Raw genomic sequence first — 20,467 nt, 5'->3', positions numbered from 1 at the left:
GCCTGAAGTGATGACGCGTCATGCGCGAGTTCAACGCCACGCGTGCCTGTCGAAGGACTTACCGCGCGCGTCGCCGATTGAAACTCAACGGAACGGCATGCCGCCGCGGCCGCCCATCGCGCCCATCATGCCCTTCATGTTGCGCATCAGGCCCTTCATGCCACCGCCGGCCAGCTTGCCCATCATCTTTTCCATCTGCTGATACTGCTTCATCAGCTTGTTGACGTCGGCCGGCTGCATGCCGGAGCCGCGGGCGATGCGGGCGCGGCGCGAGCCGTTGAGCAGGGCCGGGTTGCGGCGCTCCTTCTTGGTCATCGAATTGATGATCGCGATCATGCGCGGCACTTCCTTGCCGGTGACCTGCTGCTTGACGTTGTCCGGGATCTGGCCCATGCCCGGCAGCTTGTCCATCAGCCCATGGATGCCGCCCATGTTCTGCATCTGCTCGAGCTGTTCCTTCATGTCGTTGAGGTCGAACTTCTTGCCCTTGGCGACCTTGGCGGCGAGCTTGGCGGCCTTTTCCTGGTCGACGCTGTGCTCGACCTGCTCCACCAACGACAGCACGTCGCCCATGTCCAGGATGCGGCTGGCGACGCGGTCGGGATGGAACACGTCCAGGCCGTCGGTCTTTTCGCCGGTACCGACGAACTTGATCGGTTTGCCGGTGATGTAGCGCACGCTCAGCGCGGCGCCGCCACGGGCGTCGCCGTCGGTCTTGGTCAGCACCACGCCAGTCAGCGGCAGCGCCTCACCGAAGGCCTTGGCGGTGTTGGCCGCGTCCTGGCCGGTCATCGCATCGACCACGAACAGGGTTTCGGTCGGGTTGACCGCGGCGTGCAGCGCCTTGATCTCCTCCATCATCGCCGCATCGATGGCTAGGCGGCCGGCGGTATCGACCAGCAGCACGTCGGCGAACGACTTGCGCGCATCGCTGATGGCGGCGCGCACGATGTCGACCGGCTTCTGCGAGGCGTCGGACGGGAAGAACAGCACGCCGACCTGCTCGGCCAGGGTCTTGAGCTGCTCGATCGCGGCCGGACGGTAGACGTCGGCCGAGACCACCATGACCTTCTTCTTGCGCTTTTCCTTCAGGTGCTTGGCGAGCTTGCCGACCGTGGTGGTCTTGCCCGCGCCCTGCAGGCCGGCCATCAGGATGATCGCCGGCGCCGGCACGTTGAGGTTGAGGTCGGTGGCGGCCGCGCCCATCACGGCGGTCAGCTCGTCGCGGACGATCTTGATCAGCGCCTGGCCAGGGGTCAGCGACTTGAGCACTTCCTGACCGACCGCGCGCACCTTGATGCGCTCGATCAGCGCCTGCACCACCGGCAGCGCCACGTCGGCTTCGAGCAACGCGATGCGCACTTCACGGGTGGCTTCGCGGATGTTCTCCTCGGTCAGGCGGCCGCGGCCGCGCAGGCGCTCCATGGTGCCGGAGAGACGTTGGGTAAGGGACTCGAACATGCGCAAGGGACCGCGTGAGGGGAAACGGGCGTCGATTATAGCGGCACCGGCCAGCCGGCCGCCCCGGCCGCCCCGGCGGCCGCCAGCGCCCGACCGGCGAAGCCGACCCGCGAGCAGCCTCACCAACGCGCACAGCCAACCAGCGCAGCAGCGCCAGGACAGGAACGGCAACTGCGGTGCCAGCAGGTAGCCCCTGCCCGCTCGCGCTCCGCCCCCAGCACGCCAGCCCACCTCCAGCCCCCGCAGCTCGCAACTGCTTTTCCCGATTCCCGATTCCCGATTCCCGATTCCCGATTCCCGATTCCCGATTCCCGATTCCCGATTCCCGATTCCCGATTCCCGATTCCCGAATCCCAGCCCCCAATATGCGAAACTTCCACGATGACAATCGTTCTCATCGCGTTCGCCTTGTATCTGCTGGCCACGGCACTGCTCACCCGCTCGGTGCTGCGCGATGGCAACCAGGCGCCTGCCCGCTGGCTGATCCCGGCACTGGCGGCCGTGGCGCTGCACGCCGGGTACCACGTGCTGGTGGCGCTGCGCACCGCCGGCGGGCCGGACATGCATTTCTTCGCGGCGCTATCGCTATGCGGCCTGGGCATGGCCGCGCTGACGGCAGTGTTCGGCGCGCGCGGGCGCATGGCGGCGGTGGGCGTGGTGGTGTTTCCGCTGTCGGCAATCCTGCTGGCCTGCTATCACGCTTACGGCCACGAACCGAGCTCGGACCTGGGCTGGCGGCTGGAATTGCACGCATGGATGGCGCTGCTGGCCTATGCCACGCTGGGCATCGCCGCGTTGCTGGCGATCATGCTGTGGCTGCAGGAGCGCGCCCTGCGCCGGCGCGACTTCCACACCTGGCTGCGCGCGCTGCCGCCGTTGACCGAGCTGGAGACGCTGCTGTTCCGCACGATCACCGTCGGCTTCGTGCTGTTGAGCCTGACCCTGCTGACCGGCCTGCTGTTCGTGCAGGACTTCCTGGCGCAGCGGCTGCTGCACAAGACCGTACTCAGCATCCTGTCGTGGATCGTGTTCGGTGCGCTGCTGATCGGCCGCTGGCGTAACGGCTGGCGCGGCACCAAGGCGGTGCACTGGACGCTAACCGCAATGGCGCTGCTGGTGTTGTCGTTCTTCGGTAGCAAGTTCGTGATCGAGCTGGTGTTGGGGCCGCGCTGATCGCGTTGGATTCAGGCCCGTCCCGGCCCCGCCGTCGCTACGATACCCGCGCTCAGGCGTCCAGCGCAGCGCTCACCACCGCCCACGGCTGATCCGGCCCCGGGCTGGCGAAGTGATAGGCGATGCGGCGGCGATAGACCTGCCCGGGCCGCAGGATCGTCGACGGGAAATTGGGGTGGTTGGGCGCGTCCGGGTAGTCCTGCGGCTCCAGGCAGACGCCGCGGCCGAGTCCGGGATGGTGGTCGTCCAGATGCTGGCCTTCGTAGAGTTGCACCGCCGGCGCGTCGCTGCTGATGCGCAGCGCCACGCCACTGTGCGGCGAGTACAGCTCGGCAACGCAATCGGCCCCGGCGGCCAGCACCAGGCATTGGTCGTAGCCCTTGCCGAGCACCACCTGCGGGTGCAACGGATTGATCTTGTCGGCCAACGCCGCAGCATGGCGGAAATCGAACGGCGTGCCGGCGACGGAGGTGATTTCGCCGGTCGGGATCGATTCGGCATCCACCGGCAAATAGCGATCGGCCGGCACCCGCAGCACCTGCAGCGCGGCGCGCCGATGCGGGTCGCCGGACAAGTTGAAGTACGGGTGATGGGTGAGGTTCAACGCGGTGGCGGCATCGCAGTGCGCCTCGAAGTCCAGCTGCAGGCTGCGTCCTTGCAGGTGCAGCCGCGCACGCACCTGCAGATTGCCGGGATAGCCTTCTTCGCCATCGGGCGAGTCGTAACCGAGCAGCACCTGGTCCGGCGCCTGCTCCAGCACGCTCCACACGCGCCGACCGAAGCCGCGCAGGCCGCCGTGCAACTGGTTGCGCCCTTCATTGGCCGCCAGCGTGTGGGTGACGCCATCCAGCGTGTAGCGCGCGCCGGCGATGCGGTTGCCGAAGCGGCCGACCAGGATGTTGAGGCTGTCGCCATCGGCGGCGTAGGCCGGCAGATCCGGCAATGCCAGCAGCAGCGGCACCACCGCGTGCTCGGTGGTCAGCCGCAGCGCATGCAGGATGCCGCCGTAGGTGAGCACCTCCGCCTCCAGGCCGTCATCGCTGCGCAGCGTGAGCGCGTGGACTTCGACACCGTCTGGCAACTGCCCGAACACTCGCTGCATGGATCGTCCTGCCGATACTGGAAGCTGGCGAGCATAGCGGGGGAGCGCGGTCGCCGGCCATGCCCCGGCGCACATCCTGGCGTGCGACGTGATGACCATGTCGGCGAGACCTGCGCCAGCCTCTGGCTGATTGATCGCGATGCAGCGACAAGCAGACATCGCAGGCACTAGGCTAGCGACGCGCCCGCCCCGCAGCGGCGTGCGCCCCCCCTCGATCGATCAGCACAGGAGCGCCAAGCCGATGCAGTGGATTTCCCCCACTTTGCGAATCTCACCGGGACGGCTGTTGCAGGCTGTCGTTGCCGCGGCCTTGCTCGCCAGCGCGCTCGCCGCCCCCGCGGCCGAGGTCAAGGTGACCGGCACGCTGCGCGTGGACCAGCCCGGTGCGCAGGTGTCGCGGCAACTGTTTGGCCAGTTCGCCGAGCATCTGGGCACCGGCATCTATGGCGGGGTGTGGGTCGGCGAGAACTCGGCGATTCCCAATACGCGCGGCTATCGCAACGATGTGCTGGCCGCGTTGAAGGCGATTGCGGTGCCCAACATCCGCTGGCCCGGCGGCTGTTTTGCCGACGAATACCATTGGCGCGATGGCGTCGGTGCGCCGGCCAGGCGCCCGGTCAGCGTCAACACGCACTGGGGCGGCGTGGAAGAGTCCAACCGCTTCGGCACGCACGAGTTCATGGAGTTCACCGAGCTGCTCGGCACCCAGGCCTATATCGCCGGCAACGTGGGCAATGCGGCGCCGGACGAGATCGCGCAGTGGGCCGAATACATGACGGCACCGACCCGCTCGAGCCTGGCCAACGAACGCCGCGCCAATGGCCGCGATGCACCGTGGCAGGTGCCCTACTTCGGCGTGGGCAACGAGCTGTGGGGCTGCGGCGGCAACATGCGCGTGGAATACGCGGCCGACGTCTATCGGCGCTACCAGACCTTCGTCAAGGCGCCGGCCAATCAGAAGATCCTCAAGATCGCGCCCGGCCCCAACAACGACGATTACCACTGGACCGAGGTGATGATGCGCGAGGCCGGCACGCTGATGGACGGCCTGAGCCTGCACTACTACACCGTGCCCGGTGGCTGGCCGCCGCGCGCCTCCTCCACCGACTTCGACGAAGCCGCCTGGATCGACACGCTGTCGCGCACGCTGGTAATGGACGAGCTGATCCGCAAACACAGCGCGATCATGGACCGCTACGACCCAGGCAAGAAGGTCGCGCTGGTGGTGGACGAATGGGGCACCTGGTACGCCGGGCTGCCGGATGCGAACCCGGGCTTCCTGCATCAGCAGAACACGCTGCGCGATGCACTGGTGGCGTCGTTGAACATCGACATCTTCAGCGCGCATGCCGAGCGCGTGCGCATGGCCAACATCGCGCAGATGGTCAATGTGCTGCAGGCGATGATCCTCACCGACGGCGACAAGATGGTGCTGACGCCCACCTACCATGTGTTCGCGCTGTACAAGCCCTACCAGGACGCCACCCAGCTGCCGTTGCGACTAAGTGCACCCGAGTATCGCCACGGCGATGTCCACGTGCCCGCAGTGCACGGCTCGGCGGTCAAGGCCAGGGATGGACACGTCTATATCGCCCTGACCAATCTGGATGCGACGTCGGCCGCGAGCGTCAGTGTGCAGGTGGATGGCCTGACGGCGCGCGGGATGACCGGACAGATTCTGACCGGGCCGGCGATCACTGCGCACAACACTTTTACCCAGCCACATGCGGTGGAACCCAAGGCGTTCAAGGGGGCACGCATGCAAGGCAACGCAGTGACTGTCGCGCTGCCGGCGCGCTCGGTCGTGATGCTCAAGCTGGAGTGAGCGATGGCGGCGGCAGCATCAACTGCCGCCGTAGTCGTTGGTCGAGAACGACGACTGCGCAAACTGTGTCTTCAGCGTCGACCGCTCTCAAGCAACCCGGCATGCATCACGCATCAGCACGTCACCCCCGCGTGCGCCCTGTCGAACAGCGCACGGACCAGGCGCTCTCCAGATGTCGAATGCTGGCTACACTCCGGTTGCTGCGTGAGCCGGCGTCAGCGCAGGCTCGGCAGTACGCCATTGCACCGGCAGGCGTTCAAGCACGTGTTCCATGAAGGCGCGCACCTTCGGGGTGAAGTCGCGGCGGTCGGCGACGCAGAGGTAGATCCGCAGCGGCTCCGGTAATGCCTGGGCGGTGCTGCCGAGATCGGAGACAAACAGCGGCTGCAGCTCGCCGCGCTGCAGGTAAGGCTGCACGACATAGGCGGCCAGCCGCGCGATGCCGCCGCCGGCCGCGGCCATGGTGGCTAGCGCGTCGATATCGTCGCTGACCATTGCCTTGCCCAGTTCCGGCTGGAAGCGCACGCCATTGCGCACGAAATTCCACGGCAGGCAGCGCCCGTCGACCGGGTAACGCAGCAGCAGGCAATCGTGATACTTCAAGTCGTCCGCACCCTGCGGCGTCCCGCAACGCGCCAGATACTCGGGCGCTGCGCAGACCACCAGCGGCACCTGGGCGATGCAGCGTGCGACCAGGCCGTCTTCCAACTGCGCTTCGATGCGCAGGCTGACATCCACGCTTTCCTGCGCGTGCTGCACCGCCCGGTCGGTGCATAGCAGTTCGATCTCCAGCTGCGGATACTGCTGACGCAGGGCCGGCAGCATCGGGGCGAGCACGTGCCGCGCAAAGGCCGCGGTGCTGGCCACCCGCAAGCGCCCCGCCGGCGCCTGCTGCGGCCCGGCCACTGATTGGCGCGCGCGCTCCAGGTCGCGCTCCAGCTGCCGCACCTGCTCGAAGTACAGCGTGCCGCGCTCGGTCAGCGCCAGGCTGCGCGTGGTCCGGTGCAGCAGACGCACGCCCAGGTGCTGCTCCAGTCGCGCGATGTTCTGGCTGACCGCGGCCGCACTGATCCCCAGCAACTTGGCACCGCCGGCAATGCTGCCGGCATCGACAGTGCTGACAAAGCTACGGATGGACTGAAGAATGTTCATTGGCTAGGCAAGTATTACCAAACGATTCGTAAGTTTTTCTTACGTAAGCCGCAAGGCTACGCGATCTACCCCGCCCGCGGTGGCGTCTCTACAGTGCTGCCCATCACGCCGATCCACGGCAACCGAGGCCACTGCATGTCGTCATCTCCCCCCTCCTCCTCATTGCTGCGCCCGCGCTGGAAACTCGGCGTGCGCACCACCCCGTTTGTGTTCGCGTTCTATATGGCCACGATCATGGCCTTGCTGATGTGCCTGGTGATCACCGGCGCCAACACCGGCCTTGCCCCCGGCTACCTGTGGCGCGTGCTGGACGCTTACCGCATTGCGATGCCCACCGCGTTCTGCTGCGTGCTGGTGGTGCGACCGCTGGTGATACGGCTGGTGGCCTGGACGGTGCACGCCGGGCATTGAGGCTGGCGTATGCGGGATGCGCGAAACGCTGCCGCGGGCAATGTGCCGATGCATCCGCAAGGCCATCGATGTGCCGCAGCACGTGGCTTGCCGGCCACGGTGGCATTCCGATGGCGTTCCCAGCGCCGTAGCCACTCCAGCGCCTGCCAACGCGTGCACGCGTTGGCGTTCGAAGCATCTGTCGGCTTGAACGCATTGACCTGAACGCCGCAGATGCAGTCGCGCCCGCAACGAAACATCCGCAGCCAGCTGCTGCCACGCAGCATCCGGCGCATGCAGTCTGCGACCGCCGTCATGCCAATGCTGGATGATTCCGGAATGAACTCCACGGAACTGAAACGCGCCACACAATTGCTTTGACACTGAAGTAGCCGCTGCGCAGCGTCACTTCTCCATGGACGTCGGTCCACTTTTTGGAGACGCACGCAATGAACACGCTACGCAGTGTCGCTGTGCAGTTCGCCCTGCTGTGCGCAGTGGCGATGACACCAGGCGCGCACGCGCAAACCCTGGTCTGGGAAGACAACTTCAATGGCCCCGGCATCGATGGCAACAAGTGGACCTATGACGTCGGCAATGGCTGCCAGATCGGCCTGTGCGGCTGGGGCAACGGCGAGATGCAGTACTACACCAGCCGCGCCGAAAACGCGCGCATCGATAACGGCCGGCTGGTGATCGAAGCGCGACGCGAAGCATTCCAGGGCATGCCGTTTACCTCGGCGCGTCTCAAGACCGAAGGCCGCATGCACTTCAAATACGGCACGCTGGAGGCGCGCATCAAGACGCCGGTGGTGGGCAACGGGCTATGGCCGGCGTACTGGATGCTGGGCACCATCGGCGTGTGGCCAGGTCGCGGCGAGATCGACCTGCTGGAAGCCGGCATGGCCGCGGCGATCGCCAATGGCACCGCCAATCGCCGTATCGGCGCCGCGGTGCACTGGGACTACAACGGCCAGCAGGCCGACTACGACACCAGCTACACCAGCCCGGTGGATCTGCATGCCGACTTCCATGTGTACCGCATGACCTGGGACCCGCAGTTCATCCGCGTGTCGATCGACGGCCAGCAATACTTCGAGTTTGCGATCTCCAATATCGAAGGCGCCTCGCTGCACGAATTCCATCAGCAGCAGTATCTGCTGCTCAATCTCGCCGTGGGCGGCACCTATACCGGCATCACCTCGCCTGCGGCGGTGACCGCGCCGTTGCCTGGCAGGATGGAGATCGATTATATCCGCCTGTATCAAAACCCCGGTTCGCAACTGTACGTGGGCGCGCAACACGCAGCGCCTGCGGGGCGATTCGGCGTGTTCACCGAGCAGGCCGATACCAGCGGGCGACTCAACTTCGGCCAGGATGCCGAGCTGTATCTGTGGAACAACCTCACCCCGATTGCGCAGGCGCCGTTCGAAGGCAGCAACGTGATGGCGTATCGCGCCAACGCCGGTGCCTGGTATGGCCTGGGCATCCAGACCGACTATCGCAACATGGCCGCCTATACCGGCGGCGCGCTGAAGCTACACCTGAAAACCACCACGCCATCGACCTTCAAGATCGGCATCAACACCAGTTTTGGTGATAGCTGGGTGGATTTTGCCGCGGGCGGCAATCAGTACGGCCTGGTGCGCGACGGCGCCTGGCACGAGGTGAGCATTCCCTTCAGTGCCTTCTACGACCTGGATCTGCAAGCGGTCAAACAGATGTTCATGCTGGTGGCCGATCCGCCGGCCGCACCAGTGGAGATTGCCATCGACAAGGTGTACTACCAGAGCCGTTGAGCGGCGCAGCCGCAGGATACTCGGTCACGGCCCGCGCGATTGCAGGCACGGCTTTCTGCAGCGCAGGACACATGCAGCCAACGCTCAGGCGTTGGTTGCCACGCCTTTCAACACATCGATCAGCTGACGCAGGCGATACGGCTTGGGCAGGAAATCCACCTGCGCCGGCAGCGGCGGTAATTGCGCCTTTGCAAACCCCGAGGCCAGGATGACCCGCGCCTGCGGTAGCAGCTGCGCCACGTGTTCGCTCAGTTCGATGCCCGACATGCCGTTGGGCATGCGGATGTCGCTGAAGACCACGTCATAGGGGCCGTTCTCGCGCAGCATGCGCAAGGCGCTGTGGCCATCGTCGGCAGTTTCGACGGTGATGCCTGCATCACGCAGCGCCTCGCCGATCAGTTCGCGTAATTCCTGCTGATCTTCCACCATCAACAGACGCAGGGGTTCAGTCATGCTCAGCCTCCTCGATGGCCGGGAGAAACAGGGTAACGGTGGTGCCGCGGCCAGGAGCGGTATCCAGCTCGACAAAACCACCGGATTGGGACGCAAAGCCGTATACCTGGCTCAATCCCAGGCCCGAGCCCTTGCCCACGTCCTTGGTGGTGAAAAACGGCTCACTGGCGCATTGCGCCACGTGTGCAGACATGCCGGGGCCATCATCGCGCACGGCAATGCTGACGTAGTTGCGCGGCCGGCCATGCGGATCGGACGGCGCAACACGCTGCTGCACGGCCGTTTCCAGCACGATATTGCCGCCGCCAGGCATGGCATCGCAGCTGTTGAACACCAGATTGAGCAAGGCCGCTTCCAGTTGGCCGGGGTCCACGCGGATATCGGGCAATTGCTCGGCAAACTTGAGCGACAAGGCAAGGCCGGCCGGGCAGGCACGCCGCAGCAGTTCCAGCGAGCGCGTCACCACCGCGTTGGCGCCATGGCGCTCAGGAATCAGCCGCTGCCCGCGTGCAAAGGCGAGCAGCTGGCGCGTCAGCAAGGTGCCACGGTCGACTGCCGTCTGCGCCGCTTCCACCAGCATGCGCGTGCGCGCATCGTCGCCGGCACGCAGCGCGATCAGGTCCAGGCTGGTCACCATCACGGTCAGCAGATTATTGAAATCGTGCGCCATGCCGAGCGTGAGGCGGCCCAGCGCATCCACTTTCTGCGACTGCATCAGGGCGTGCTGCGCGTGCTGCAACAGCTGCTGCGCCTGATGCCGCTGGTCGATGTCGCAGGTGACCTTGGCAAACCCCACCAGCACGCCGAATTCCAGCACCGGCTCGATTGCCACGCTTGCCCAGAAGCGGCTGCCGTCCTTGCGCACCCGCCAGCCTTCGGTGGCAAAGCGCCCCTCGCGTCTGGCGGTGTCCAGATTGCGGGCCGGCTCGCCACCCTGCGCATCCTCTGGCAGATAGAAGCGCGAAAAGTGCGAGCCAATGATCTCGGCGGCGGTGTAACCCTTGATGCGCTCGCCGCCGGGATTCCAGCTGCACACGTGGCCGCCCGTATCGAGCATGTAGATCGCATAATCGGACACGCTCTGCACCAACAGCTGGCACTGCCGGCTGTCGTGAGAAAGCGGCCCCGCACTGTCGACGGCCGTTTCCGCATCCATCACGCAACTTTTCCCCGAGAAAGCGCGCGACCATAGTGACGAGTGCGTGAAGGCTGCGTGCAAGCCGACCCGGCTGCAGAGCGTCAAAATCCCGGCGATTTGCGCGTGAAACTTATCGGCTACCATGACCGCCCTCCCCGTCCGGTCCGCGCCTTTATGCAGAACATCTCGACCACACGCGACCGCTGGGTGTGGGTGATCGCGGGGGCCCTGATGGCGGGAACGCTCGGCGTGGAATTGGTCACGCCGCTCGGCTATGCGGTGTGGCTGACCTATTTCGTCGCGGTGGGCGTGACGGTTTTCCAGAATCGCGTGCAGGTGCCTCTGGTGGTCGCCACGCTCTCGTGCGTGCTGCTGGCCGTCGGTTTTCAGCTGGCGCCATCCAGTACCAGTTCGAGTTTTTCCTCGATCAACCGCAGCATCGGCGGGGTGTCGTTCCTGGCGATGGCGCTGGTGGTGATGCAGGCGATCCGCGCGCGCCGCCAGGCCGAACTGGCGCTGTGGCTGCAGCAGGCCGAAAACACCGTCGAAGCCAGTTTGCGCGGCGATCACAGCCCGGACGATCTGGCCAATGCCGCCGTGCGCGCGCTGTGCGACACGCTGGATGCGCAGGTCGGCGCGCTGTATCGCATCGAGGGCGAACGCCTGCGTCTGACCGGCGGCGCCGCGCTGCCGGCCGATGCGTCCAAGACATTGCCGACCGATGCCGGCCAACTCGGCGAGGCCTTGCGTAGCGGCACGGTGCGCCGGGTGCGCGGTGTGGAGGCCGGACATCTGCAGATCGCCTCGGGCCTGGGCCGCAGCGCCTGCCAGGAATTGCTGCTGGCGCCGGTCATCGCCGATGGGCGGGTGATCGGCATCCTCGAACTGGGCCGCGCCGCTGCGCAGGGCACGGCCCGCACGCGCGAGGAAGAACTCCTCACGCGCTGCGGCGAGAACATCGGCCTGGCCTTGCGCACGGCATTGCTGCGCGCGCAGCTGGTGGCCCTGCTGGAAGAAACCCAGCGCCAAAGCGAGGAACTGCAGACCCAGCAGGAAGAGCTGCGCGTGGCCAACGAGGAGCTGGAGGAACAAAGCCGCAGCCTGCAGCAATCGCAAAGCGATCTGGAACTGCAGCAAGCCGAGCTGGAACAGACCAATGTGCAGCTGGAAGAGCGCACCCAGGCGTTGGAAGCGCAGAAGCAGGCCTTGCTGATCGCGCAGAACCAGCTGGTGCGCAACAGCAACGAGCTGTCTACCGCCTCGCGCTACAAATCCGAATTCCTGGCCAACATGTCGCACGAGCTGCGCACGCCGCTCAACAGCGCGTTGATCCTGGCCAAGCTGCTGTCGGACAACAAGGACGGCACGCTCAGCCCCGAGCAGGTGAAATACGCGCAGGCGATCCTGTCGTCCAACAACGATCTGCTGGCGTTGATCAACGACATTCTCGACCTGTCCAAGATCGAAGCCGGGCATGTGGAACTGGCCGACGAAACCGTCGCCACCAGCTCGGTGCTGCAGCGCCTGCGCGAAACCTTCGAGCCGCTGGCGCGGCAGAAAGGCCTAGCGTTGCAGATGGCTGCCGAATCGGACGCACCGACGCAACTGGTCGTCGATAGCCAGCGCCTGCAGCAGATCCTCAAGAATCTGCTGGCCAACGCGATCAAGTTCACCGAGCACGGCAGCGTCAGCCTGTCGATCCAGGCGCACACGCCGGGCCGGGTGCTGTTCAAGGTCAACGACACCGGCATCGGCATCGCGCACGAACAGACCGAGGTCATCTTCGAAGCGTTCCGCCAGGCCGATGGCAGCACGCGCCGTCGTTACGGCGGCACCGGTTTGGGGCTGTCGATCTCGCGCGACCTGGCCCAGCGCATGGGCGGCAGCATCCGCGTGGACAGCCAGCCCGGACGCGGCAGCTGTTTCACGCTGGAGTTGCCGATCGATGGCGCGCCCGCCGAGCTGGTCACTGCAGCACAGGCCAACGCGGGCGCGATGGCGATCGGCGCCGCGCCGTCGTCGCAATCCGCCAGTGGCACGGCCATGGCCTCGCGCCTCGATGGGCGCGCAACGGTTGCGCCCACGGGAATGCCGCTGCCGATTCCGGCAGCCGCCGCCCCGCCGCTGCAGCGTGCCGACGATGATCGCGACCAACGCACCCGTCCCGGCCGGCTGATCCTGGCGGTGGAAGACGAAGCACGCTTTGCACAGGCGCTGGTCGACCTGGCGCACGAGCTGGACTTCGATTGCGTGGTGGCGCCCAGCGCCGAAGAAGCGCTGCGCCTGGCCGCCGAACTGCGTCCCAGCGGCATCCTGCTCGATATCGGCCTGCCGGATGCGTCCGGCCTGAGCGTACTCGAACGCCTCAAGCGCGATCCGGCCACGCGCCATATTCCGGTGCATGTGGTGTCTGCGCTGGAGCGCAGCCAGATTGCGCTGGAACTGGGCGCGGTGGGCTATCTGATCAAGCCGGCCACGCGCGAGTTGCTGGCGGGCGCGATCCGTCAACTGGAAGACACCAATGCACGCGCGGTGCGCCGCCTGCTGATCGTCGAAGACGACAGCGCGCTGCGTGCGAATCTGCAATTGCTGCTGGCGCGCGATCAGCTGGAGATCATCGCAGTCGGCAGCATTGCCGAGGCGATGCAGCAACTGGCCGGCTCGACCTTCGACTGCATGGTCACCGATCTGGCGCTGCCCGACGGCAGCGGCTACGACCTGCTCGAGCGCATGGCCGGCAACGACGCAGTCGCGTTTCCGCCGGTCATCGTCTACACCGGGCGCGCGCTCACCCGCGACGAGGAACAACGCCTGCGCCGCTATTCCAAGAGCATCATCATCAAGGGCGTGCGCTCGCCCGAGCGCCTGCTCGATGAGGTGACGCTGTTCCTGCACAGTGTGGAAGCCTCGCTGCCCAGCGACCAGCAACGCCTGCTGCGCGAAGCGCGCCGCCGCGACGCGGTGCTGGACGGCGCCACCGTGCTGCTGGCCGAGGACGACGTGCGCAACATCTTTGCGCTCTCCAGCGTGCTCGAGCCGCTGGGCGTGACGCTGCAGATCGCCCGCAACGGCCGCGAGGCGCTGGAACATCTGGCCAAGCACGAGGTGGACCTGGTGCTGATGGACATCATGATGCCGGAGATGGACGGCCTGACCGCGATGCGTCAGATCCGCGCCAACCGCCAGTGGCAGGATCTGCCGATCATCGCGCTGACCGCCAAGGCCATGGCCGACGATCGCGAACGTTGCCTCGAGGCCGGCGCCAACGACTACATCGCCAAGCCCATCGACGTGGACAAGCTGGTGTCGCTATGCCGGGTGTGGTGCTCGCGGCAATGAACGCGGTGGAGCTGTTCGACCTGGAGCTGCGGGTGCTGCTGGAAGCGGTCTACCAGCGCTACCACTACGACTTCCGCGATTACGCGGTGTCGTCGCTGCGCCGGCGCATGCGCCACGCGATGGCACGTCTGGAGTGCACCCGCGTGGCCGATCTGCAGCACCGCCTGCTGCACGAACCGGACACCTTTGCGCAGGCGATGCAGTTCTTCACCGTGCAGGTGTCGGAGATGTTCCGCGACCCGGCCTACTTTCGCGTACTGCGCGAGCATGCGGTGCCGGTCTTGCGCACCTATCCGTCGATCAAGCTGTGGGTGGCCGGCTGCAGCACCGGCGAGGAAGTCTGGTCGCTGGCGATCCTGCTGCACGAAGAAGGCCTGCTGGAAAAGGCCGTGATCTACGCCACCGACATCAATCCCGAAGCCCTGGGCATGGCCGAGGCCGGCGCCTTCGGCATCGACCGCATCGCGCAATTCAGCCGCAATTACCTGGACGCCGGCGGCCGCGGCTCGCTCTCGGACTATTACACCACCGCCTACGATGGCGCGGTGTTCGACCGCCGGTTGAAGCGCAATATCGTCTTCGCCGACCACAGCCTCGCCACCGATACGGTGTTCTCCGAAGTGCACCTGGTGTCGTGCCGCAACGTGCTGATCTATTTCAACCGCAGCCTGCAGGACCGTGCCGTGGGCCTGTTCCACGATGCATTGGTGCACCGCGGGTTCCTGGGCCTGGGCAGCAAGGAGTCGCTGCAGTTCGGTGCGCATGCGCAGGCGTTCGAAACCGTGGCACGCGAGCAGCGCCTGTTCCGCAAGGCGGCGGCATGAACGCAATGCACGCGGCGGCGGCGCAGTTCGACGCGATGGTGATCGGTGCCTCGGCCGGCGGTGTCATGGCCTTGCAGGCGCTGTTGTCCAGCCTGCCTGCGGATCTGCCGATGCCGGTGCTGGTGGTGTTGCATCTGCCACGCGACCGCACCAGCCATCTTGCCGAGCTGATGGATGCACGCTGCGCCTTGCCGGTGCGCGAGGCCGAAGACAAGCAGCCGCTGCTTGCCGGCAGCGTGACCATCGCCCCGCCCGACTACCATCTGCTGGTGGAAACGCGCGACAGCCTGGCGTTGTCGATGGATGCACCGGTGCTGTTCTCGCGCCCGGCGATCGACCCGCTGTTCGAATCGGCGGCCGACGTGTTCGGGCGGCGGCTGCTGGCGATCCTGCTCACCGGCGCCAGCAGCGACGGCAGCGCCGGCGTGGCAGCCGTGCGCGCGGTCGGTGGCACCGCCTGGATCCAGCGCCCCGACGATGCCGCCTCACCGCTGATGCCCGCCTCCGCTCTCGCCTATGCTGGCGCCGATGCGGTGCTCACCCTGCAGGCGATCTGCAGCAGACTGGAAGCCTTTCACCCATGAATCTCACCGCGACCGGCCTGGCTGCGCACAGCAATGGCGATGAACCCGCCAAGCTGCTGATCGTCGACGACGTGCCGCAGAACCTGGTGGCGATGGAAGCGCTGCTGCAGCGCGACGGCCTCCAGGTGCTGTGTGCCGCGTCCGGCGCGCAGGCGCTGGAGCTGTTGCTCGAACACGATGTGGCGCTGGCGCTGCTGGATGTACACATGCCGGAAATGGACGGCTTTTCGCTGGCCGAACTGATGCGCGGCTCGCAGCGCAGCCGGCATGTGCCGATCATTTTCCTGACCGCATCGCCGAACGATCCGATGCGCGCCTTCCAGGGCTACGAAACCGGCGCGGTGGATTTCCTGCACAAGCCGATCGAGCCGCACGTGATCCTGAGCAAGGTCAATGTGTTCATCGAGTTGTACCAGCAGCGGCGCCTGCTCAAGGCGCGCAACGCCTCGCTGGAACGCGCGCTCACCCTCAACGAAACCATGATGGCCGTGCTCACCCACGACCTGCGTACGCCGCTGTCGGTGATCCTGCTGTGCGCCGACAAGCTCAGCCTGGATGTGGAGGCCGATGGCTCGGCCGCACGCACGCTTGATCACCTGGAAAACAGCGCGCGGCGGATGGCGCGGATGGTCGAGCAGCTGCTGGATTTCTCGCGCCTGCGCAGCGACGGGCTGTCGATGCAATTCGGCCCCTGCAATCTGGGCGAAGTCACCCATAGCGTGGTGGGCGAAGTGGCGCAGGCCAACCCGCACACGCCGATCGACCTGCGTACCGAAGGCGATCTGGACGGCGATGGCGATGGCGATCGCCTGGCCCAGGTCGTGTCCAATCTGGTCGGCAATGCGGTGCTGCATGGCGGTAGCCAGCCGGTGCGGGTGCACCTGGATGGACGCGAACGCGACACGCTGCGGCTGTCGGTGCGCAATGTCGGGCGCATCCCGGACAGCCTGATGCCGCGCCTGTTCGAGCCGTTCAAGGCCAGCTTCCATGCCAGCCAGGGCCTGGGGCTGGGCCTGTTCATCGCCGACCAGTTCGTCAAGGCGCACGGCGGTACGCTGCAGGCACGCAACGAAAGCGGCGACGTGGTGTTTGAAGCCGTGCTGCGGCGACACAACCTGGCCGCGTAATCGCGGCCAATGGGGCGACGAACATCACGCCCGGCGTTCGCCGCGGCGCGCCCGGCAAGGCGTGATGGGTGATCGAAGCCGGTGCAATCCCGGGGCTGGCGGCCTGTCGTAAGCCCAGCCCATCGCCACAACATAATCCCTCTGACGAACTCATCCAGGACGCGGCACGCAGCGTGCCGCGCATGCGATACGAGAACTAAACCGGGCACGACAACGGTGTGCATCGTCATGCGAGCGCGACCAGTGCTCGCCATCCGGATGCACCGTATGCTCGCATTCCACGCGCGGGCGACATCCATCGCGGCGCCGCATTCCAGCTTGTTTCGGTCGCACCAGCATCTGTTCGTCATCATCAGGCGCACGCCGTGCGCCATGTCTGAGGAGGTGGTCATGTCGTATGTGGATGGGTTTGCGCTCGCGGTGCCCACGGCCAACAAGGCCGCGTTTCTGGAACATGCCCGCATGGGCGATGCCATCATCATCGAGTACGGCGCGCTGCGCGTGGTGGAGTGCTGGGGCGATGACGTCCAGCATGGACAACTGACCGACTTCCATCGCGCGGTCGATGCCGGCGACGACGAAACCGTGGTGTTTTCGTGGATCGAATGGCCGGACAAGGCGACCCGCGATGCGGGCATGCGCAAGATGATGGACGACCCGCGCATGGACCCATCGGTCAACCCGATGCCGTTCGATGGCAAGCGCCTGATCTACGGCGGCTTCGTTCCGATCCTGAGCCTGGGGCAATCGGGCTGAGCACTGCAGCGCGCGCGTGCGCCGGCCTGTCGCATGAGCGCCGCACACCCGGTGTTGCGGCAGTGGCCGACGACACCGGACCTTCGGCGATGGCAGTTACACTGGCAGCATGCAGCCGCGCTCGCCGCCCATGATGCGCGAGCGCAGCGACTGCATTGCCTGCCACCGGAGACCGCCGCATGACCGACGCACCGCTTTTGATCGCCTGCCCGAGCTGCGCTGCGATGAACCGTGTCGCAGCTGCGCGTCTGCGCGATGCCCCCAACTGCGGCAGTTGCCACAAGCCCTTGTTCCTGGGCACGCCGGTGGCGCTGTCGGTAGCCGATTTCGACAAGCATGCGCTGCGCAGCGCGCTGCCGTTGGTGGTGGATTTCTGGGCGCCGTGGTGCGGGCCGTGCCTGAGCATGGCGCCACAGTTTGCCGCAGCCGCGGCACTGCTCGAACCGCAGGTCCGGCTGGCGAAGGTCGATACCGATCTGCATCCGGCGCTGGGCACGCGCTTCGGCATCCGCAGCATCCCGACCTTGCTGGTCATCCGCGGCGGCAGTGAGCTGGGCCGTCACTCCGGCGCGGTGAGCAGCGCGCAGATCGTCAGCTGGGTGCAGTCGGTGTTGCGCAGCCGTTGACACAAAAAAACCCGCTGCATGATGCACGCAGCGGGTCTGTTCTACGTTCTACGGTCGGCATCACTGCGGCACACGCGCAGTGATGCAGTCGATCGATCAAGCACCGGGAGCGGCTGACCAGAGCACCGTGCAGCCGCCCGCTACTTTTCAATCGCTCTTACTGCCAGTTGACGTTGACCGACACACCCACCATGCGCGGCTCGTTGTACACCGCCGCCATGTAGTTTTCGATCACGCCCTTGACGTTCTTCTCGTTGGTGATGTTGCGCGCAAACGCCGCCACTTCCCACGCACCGTAGCCGCCGGTGTAGCCGAGCTTGAGGCCGCCTTCGAAATTGCCGTCGGCGCGGAACTCGGTGGAGTCGTACAGCACGAAGCTGGTTTCGCCCTGCTTGTTCCAGTCGGTGGAGACGAAGAAGGCGCCATCGTTGCCCACCGGAATGTCGTAGCGCGCGGCCAGGTTGAGGTTGTACTTGGGCGCGTTGGGCAGCGGGTTGCCGTCGATCTGCGCAAAGGTGTTGGCACCGACGCGGATGGTCGGGTCGTTGACTGTGCACACCACCACGCCGTTGAGCGCACAGGCCTGCGCGTAGACGCGATCGTCGTGGATTTCGCTATGCAACAGGCTCAGGCCGGCGGTCAGCGACAGGTTGGAGATCGGGCGCCAGTCCAGATCCGCCTCCAGGCCGTAGGCCTTGGCCTTGTCGGCATTGAACAGCACGCCGTTGCCGTCCGAGTCGTTGCCGTTGAGCTGGATGTCGTCCACCGTATAGGTGAAGCCGCTGACGTTCAGACGCAGGCGATTGTCGAACAGGCTGCTCTTGATGCCGGCCTCCCACGACAGGATGGTTTCCGAATCGGCGGTGGTGAAATCGGAATTGAACACCGCGCTGCGGCCCTGGATGGTCGGGCCGCGGAAACCGCGTGCCACGCGCGCATAGACGCTCAGCTCGGGATTGATCTCATACATCGCGCTGAGATCCCAGCTGGGCTGGGTGTCGGACATGCGCACGTCGCGACGGCCGCGATAGGTCACCGCACCGGCGGCGGTATCGGCGGTCTTGAGCAGGCGGGTTTCCTTGCTGTCCTTGGTCTGGCGCAGACCGGCAGTCAGGGTGAGCGCGTCGGTGGCCTTGTAGCTGAGCTGCCCGAAGCCGGCCCAGGAGGTATTGGTGTTGCGCAGGCGCACCCAGTTGTTGGGGTTGCGCGCGGCGGTCTGCAGGAAATACGCCCGCTGATAGAAATCGGTGGTGTCGCGCCCGTCGAAGTAGAACGCGCCCACCTGCCATTGCAGGGTGTCGTCGCCTTCGCTGGCCAGACGCAGTTCCTGGGTGTACTGGTCCAGGTCGCGGATCTGCCCCATCGACTGGCCGAAGCCGTTCGGCACGCCGTTGACCGGGTAATTGGCCGCTGCGCCGCCATCGGTGTCGCCACGGCTATAGCCGGAGGTGGTTTCGTAGGCGGTGATGGAGGTCAGCGACACGCCGCCGAAATCGTAGATCGCCTTGATCGAGCCGCCGTCGGTCTGATACGCCTGCGGGTTGTCGTGCGCCTCGTCGTAGGCAACGCGATCGCGCGGCACGTCGACCTTGTCGCTGCCGCGCGTGACCGCATTGCGCAGGAACAACGTGGAGGTGCCGTCGTAGTCGCGCGTATGCACCGAGCCCAGCAGCGAGAACGCGTCGTTGGGCTTGAGCAGCAACTGCAGGCGCGCATTGCGGTCGTTGTAGCCGCCCATCGCATCCTTGCGCGGGGTACGCGTGCCGTCGGCGCTGCTGCCGGCGAAGGTGTTGTCCACCCAGTCGTCGCGGTGCTGGTACAGGGCCGACACACGGAACGACAGCACGTCGTTGATCGGGCCGCCGAAGCCGCCGTCCAGCGACACCGTGTTGTAGCTGCCGTAGCTGGCATCGACGCGGCCGGTATAGGTATCGCTGGGTTTGATGGTGTCGAACTTGACGATGCCGGCGGTGGTGTTGCGGCCGAACAAGGTGCCCTGCGGGCCGCGCAGCACTTCGACCTGGTCCACGTCATAGACCGGGTTGGACTTGAGCACCACGTGCTCCAGCACCACGTCGTCCTGGATGATGGACACCGGCTGCGAAGCGCCAAGGTAGAAATCGATATTACCCAGGCCACGGATATAGAAGCGCGGAAAGATGCGCCCGGTGGTGGTCTCGGCATAGAAGCCCGGCACGCGGCCGGACAGCGCCAGCAGCGTGTCGTCGCCACCGGCGGTGAACTCGCGCATCGCCGCGCCCTGCACCACGCCCACCGACACCGGCACTTCCTGCAGGTTCTGCTCGCGGTGCTCGGCAGTGACGGTGACCGTATCCAGCGCGGTCGGGCTGCCCTCGCCCTCGCCCTGGCGCGTCGGCGCCTGCTGCGCAGAGGCAGCGGCGGCCAGCGAGGCAAGCAGCAGGCCGGCGCAGGCACGCGCCAGCGGCGTGCGCTGCAAGGCGGCGCGACGGCGTGCGGGTGCGTGCGTGGTGGCGGACGTCAGGGACGCGGAGACAGACGAATACAACGACATGCGAGATGATCCTTGGGTAAGTGACGCGAGGGGTGACACGGAGGCAAACGCGGCGATCAACATGACTGCGCGGCGATCAGGCGGGCACGGCCGGTACTTGGAATCGGCACGTCGCACTCGTACACGCCGGTTCCTCCCCCACCGTCCGCACCCACCTGACACCTGCTCGCCACGTTTTGTTGGCC

At 66.1% G+C, this 20,467-nt stretch carries 16 protein-coding genes and 1 other RNA gene; 11 read left to right on the top strand and 6 right to left on the bottom strand.

Translation table 11 applies throughout. From position 1 onward, the window contains the following. Positions 1-84 precede the first annotated feature (84 nt). Positions 85-1,461 (bottom strand): signal recognition particle protein, encoded by a 1,377-nt coding sequence (gene ffh / locus ABQY64_RS06650; protein ID WP_016901489.1) that lies wholly within the window; start codon positions 1,459-1,461, stop codon positions 85-87. A 381-nt stretch (positions 1,462-1,842) separates the two neighbouring features. Here ffh and ABQY64_RS06645 point away from each other — a divergent pair, with 381 nt between their 5' ends. Continuing rightward, a complete protein-coding gene (locus tag ABQY64_RS06645; protein WP_016901491.1) occupies positions 1,843-2,634 on the top strand; it encodes an inner membrane protein YpjD in 792 nt (263 codons plus the stop codon). 52 nt (positions 2,635-2,686) lie between these two features. Here the strand turns inward: ABQY64_RS06645 and ABQY64_RS06640 are convergent, their stop codons facing one another. Continuing rightward, a complete protein-coding gene (locus tag ABQY64_RS06640; protein ID WP_349779141.1) occupies positions 2,687-3,736 on the bottom strand; it encodes an aldose epimerase family protein in 1,050 nt (349 codons plus the stop codon). A gap of 241 nt (positions 3,737-3,977) precedes the next feature. Here ABQY64_RS06640 and ABQY64_RS06635 point away from each other — a divergent pair, with 241 nt between their 5' ends. Next, a complete protein-coding gene (locus ABQY64_RS06635) occupies positions 3,978-5,561 on the top strand; it encodes an alpha-L-arabinofuranosidase C-terminal domain-containing protein (protein ID WP_349779142.1) in 1,584 nt (527 codons plus the stop codon). Between the two features lie 186 nt (positions 5,562-5,747). On the opposite strand, the gene ABQY64_RS06630 is transcribed toward ABQY64_RS06635, so the two are convergent. Then, positions 5,748-6,713 carry a LysR family transcriptional regulator gene (locus tag ABQY64_RS06630; protein ID WP_349779143.1) on the bottom strand — a complete coding sequence of 322 codons (966 nt, stop codon included), beginning with the start codon at positions 6,711-6,713 and terminating at the stop codon, positions 5,748-5,750. A 135-nt stretch (positions 6,714-6,848) separates the two neighbouring features. On the opposite strand from ABQY64_RS06630, the gene ABQY64_RS06625 reads away from it, so the two are divergent. Together ABQY64_RS06625 and ABQY64_RS06620 are read left to right on the top strand one after the other, a co-directional pair. Then, positions 6,849-7,124: a DUF2798 domain-containing protein gene (locus tag ABQY64_RS06625; RefSeq protein ID WP_047128339.1), complete on the top strand. Its 276-nt coding sequence runs from the start codon at positions 6,849-6,851 to the stop codon at positions 7,122-7,124. A 428-nt stretch (positions 7,125-7,552) separates the two neighbouring features. Next, entirely contained in the window at positions 7,553-8,902 is a 1,350-nt protein-coding gene (locus ABQY64_RS06620; RefSeq protein ID WP_349779144.1) for a glycoside hydrolase family 16 protein, read from the top strand. A gap of 84 nt (positions 8,903-8,986) precedes the next feature. On the opposite strand, the gene ABQY64_RS06615 is transcribed toward ABQY64_RS06620, so the two are convergent. Continuing rightward, entirely contained in the window at positions 8,987-9,355 is a 369-nt protein-coding gene (locus ABQY64_RS06615) for a response regulator (RefSeq protein ID WP_016901499.1), read from the bottom strand. Then, complete coding sequence (locus ABQY64_RS06610) at positions 9,348-10,511, bottom strand: PAS domain-containing sensor histidine kinase (RefSeq protein ID WP_039528498.1); 1,164 nt, start codon at positions 10,509-10,511, stop codon at positions 9,348-9,350. Before ABQY64_RS06610 ends, ABQY64_RS06615 begins: the two co-directional genes overlap by 8 nt. Positions 10,512-10,667: 156 nt before the next feature. Here ABQY64_RS06610 and ABQY64_RS06605 point away from each other — a divergent pair, with 156 nt between their 5' ends. The 6 genes from ABQY64_RS06605 (at position 10,668) to trxC (ending at position 17,749) form a co-directional block, all read left to right on the top strand. Further along, positions 10,668-13,832 (top strand): response regulator, encoded by a 3,165-nt coding sequence (locus ABQY64_RS06605; protein ID WP_249453336.1) that lies wholly within the window; start codon positions 10,668-10,670, stop codon positions 13,830-13,832. Then, entirely contained in the window at positions 13,805-14,656 is an 852-nt protein-coding gene (locus ABQY64_RS06600) for a protein-glutamate O-methyltransferase CheR (protein WP_172454412.1), read from the top strand. The genes ABQY64_RS06605 and ABQY64_RS06600 overlap by 28 nt, the downstream gene beginning before the upstream one ends. A gap of 5 nt (positions 14,657-14,661) precedes the next feature. Next, positions 14,662-15,240 carry a chemotaxis protein CheB gene (locus tag ABQY64_RS06595; RefSeq protein WP_167763526.1) on the top strand — a complete coding sequence of 193 codons (579 nt, stop codon included), beginning with the start codon at positions 14,662-14,664 and terminating at the stop codon, positions 15,238-15,240. Continuing rightward, entirely contained in the window at positions 15,237-16,367 is a 1,131-nt protein-coding gene (locus ABQY64_RS06590) for a hybrid sensor histidine kinase/response regulator (RefSeq protein ID WP_039520029.1), read from the top strand. Before ABQY64_RS06595 ends, ABQY64_RS06590 begins: the two co-directional genes overlap by 4 nt. A gap of 390 nt (positions 16,368-16,757) precedes the next feature. Beyond that, positions 16,758-17,123 carry a DUF1428 domain-containing protein gene (locus ABQY64_RS06585; protein ID WP_039522643.1) on the top strand — a complete coding sequence of 122 codons (366 nt, stop codon included), beginning with the start codon at positions 16,758-16,760 and terminating at the stop codon, positions 17,121-17,123. Between the two features lie 179 nt (positions 17,124-17,302). Next, a complete protein-coding gene (trxC, locus tag ABQY64_RS06580) occupies positions 17,303-17,749 on the top strand; it encodes a thioredoxin TrxC (RefSeq protein WP_349779145.1) in 447 nt (148 codons plus the stop codon). A 157-nt stretch (positions 17,750-17,906) separates the two neighbouring features. Here trxC and ABQY64_RS06575 read toward each other — a convergent pair whose 3' ends face one another. Continuing rightward, entirely contained in the window at positions 17,907-20,282 is a 2,376-nt protein-coding gene (locus tag ABQY64_RS06575) for a TonB-dependent receptor domain-containing protein (protein WP_349779146.1), read from the bottom strand. A 108-nt stretch (positions 20,283-20,390) separates the two neighbouring features. Between ABQY64_RS06575 and ABQY64_RS06570 the strand changes: the two genes are divergently transcribed. Beyond that, positions 20,391-20,467: non-coding RNA, sX9 sRNA (locus tag ABQY64_RS06570), on the top strand.

Origin of the sequence: Xanthomonas sp. WHRI 7065 (assembly GCF_040203115.2) — a bacterium.
Lineage (GTDB): Bacteria > Pseudomonadota > Gammaproteobacteria > Xanthomonadales > Xanthomonadaceae > Xanthomonas > Xanthomonas arboricola.
Note: the sequence above shows the minus strand (reverse complement) of the source record. Positions and strands in the feature narration are given on the sequence as shown.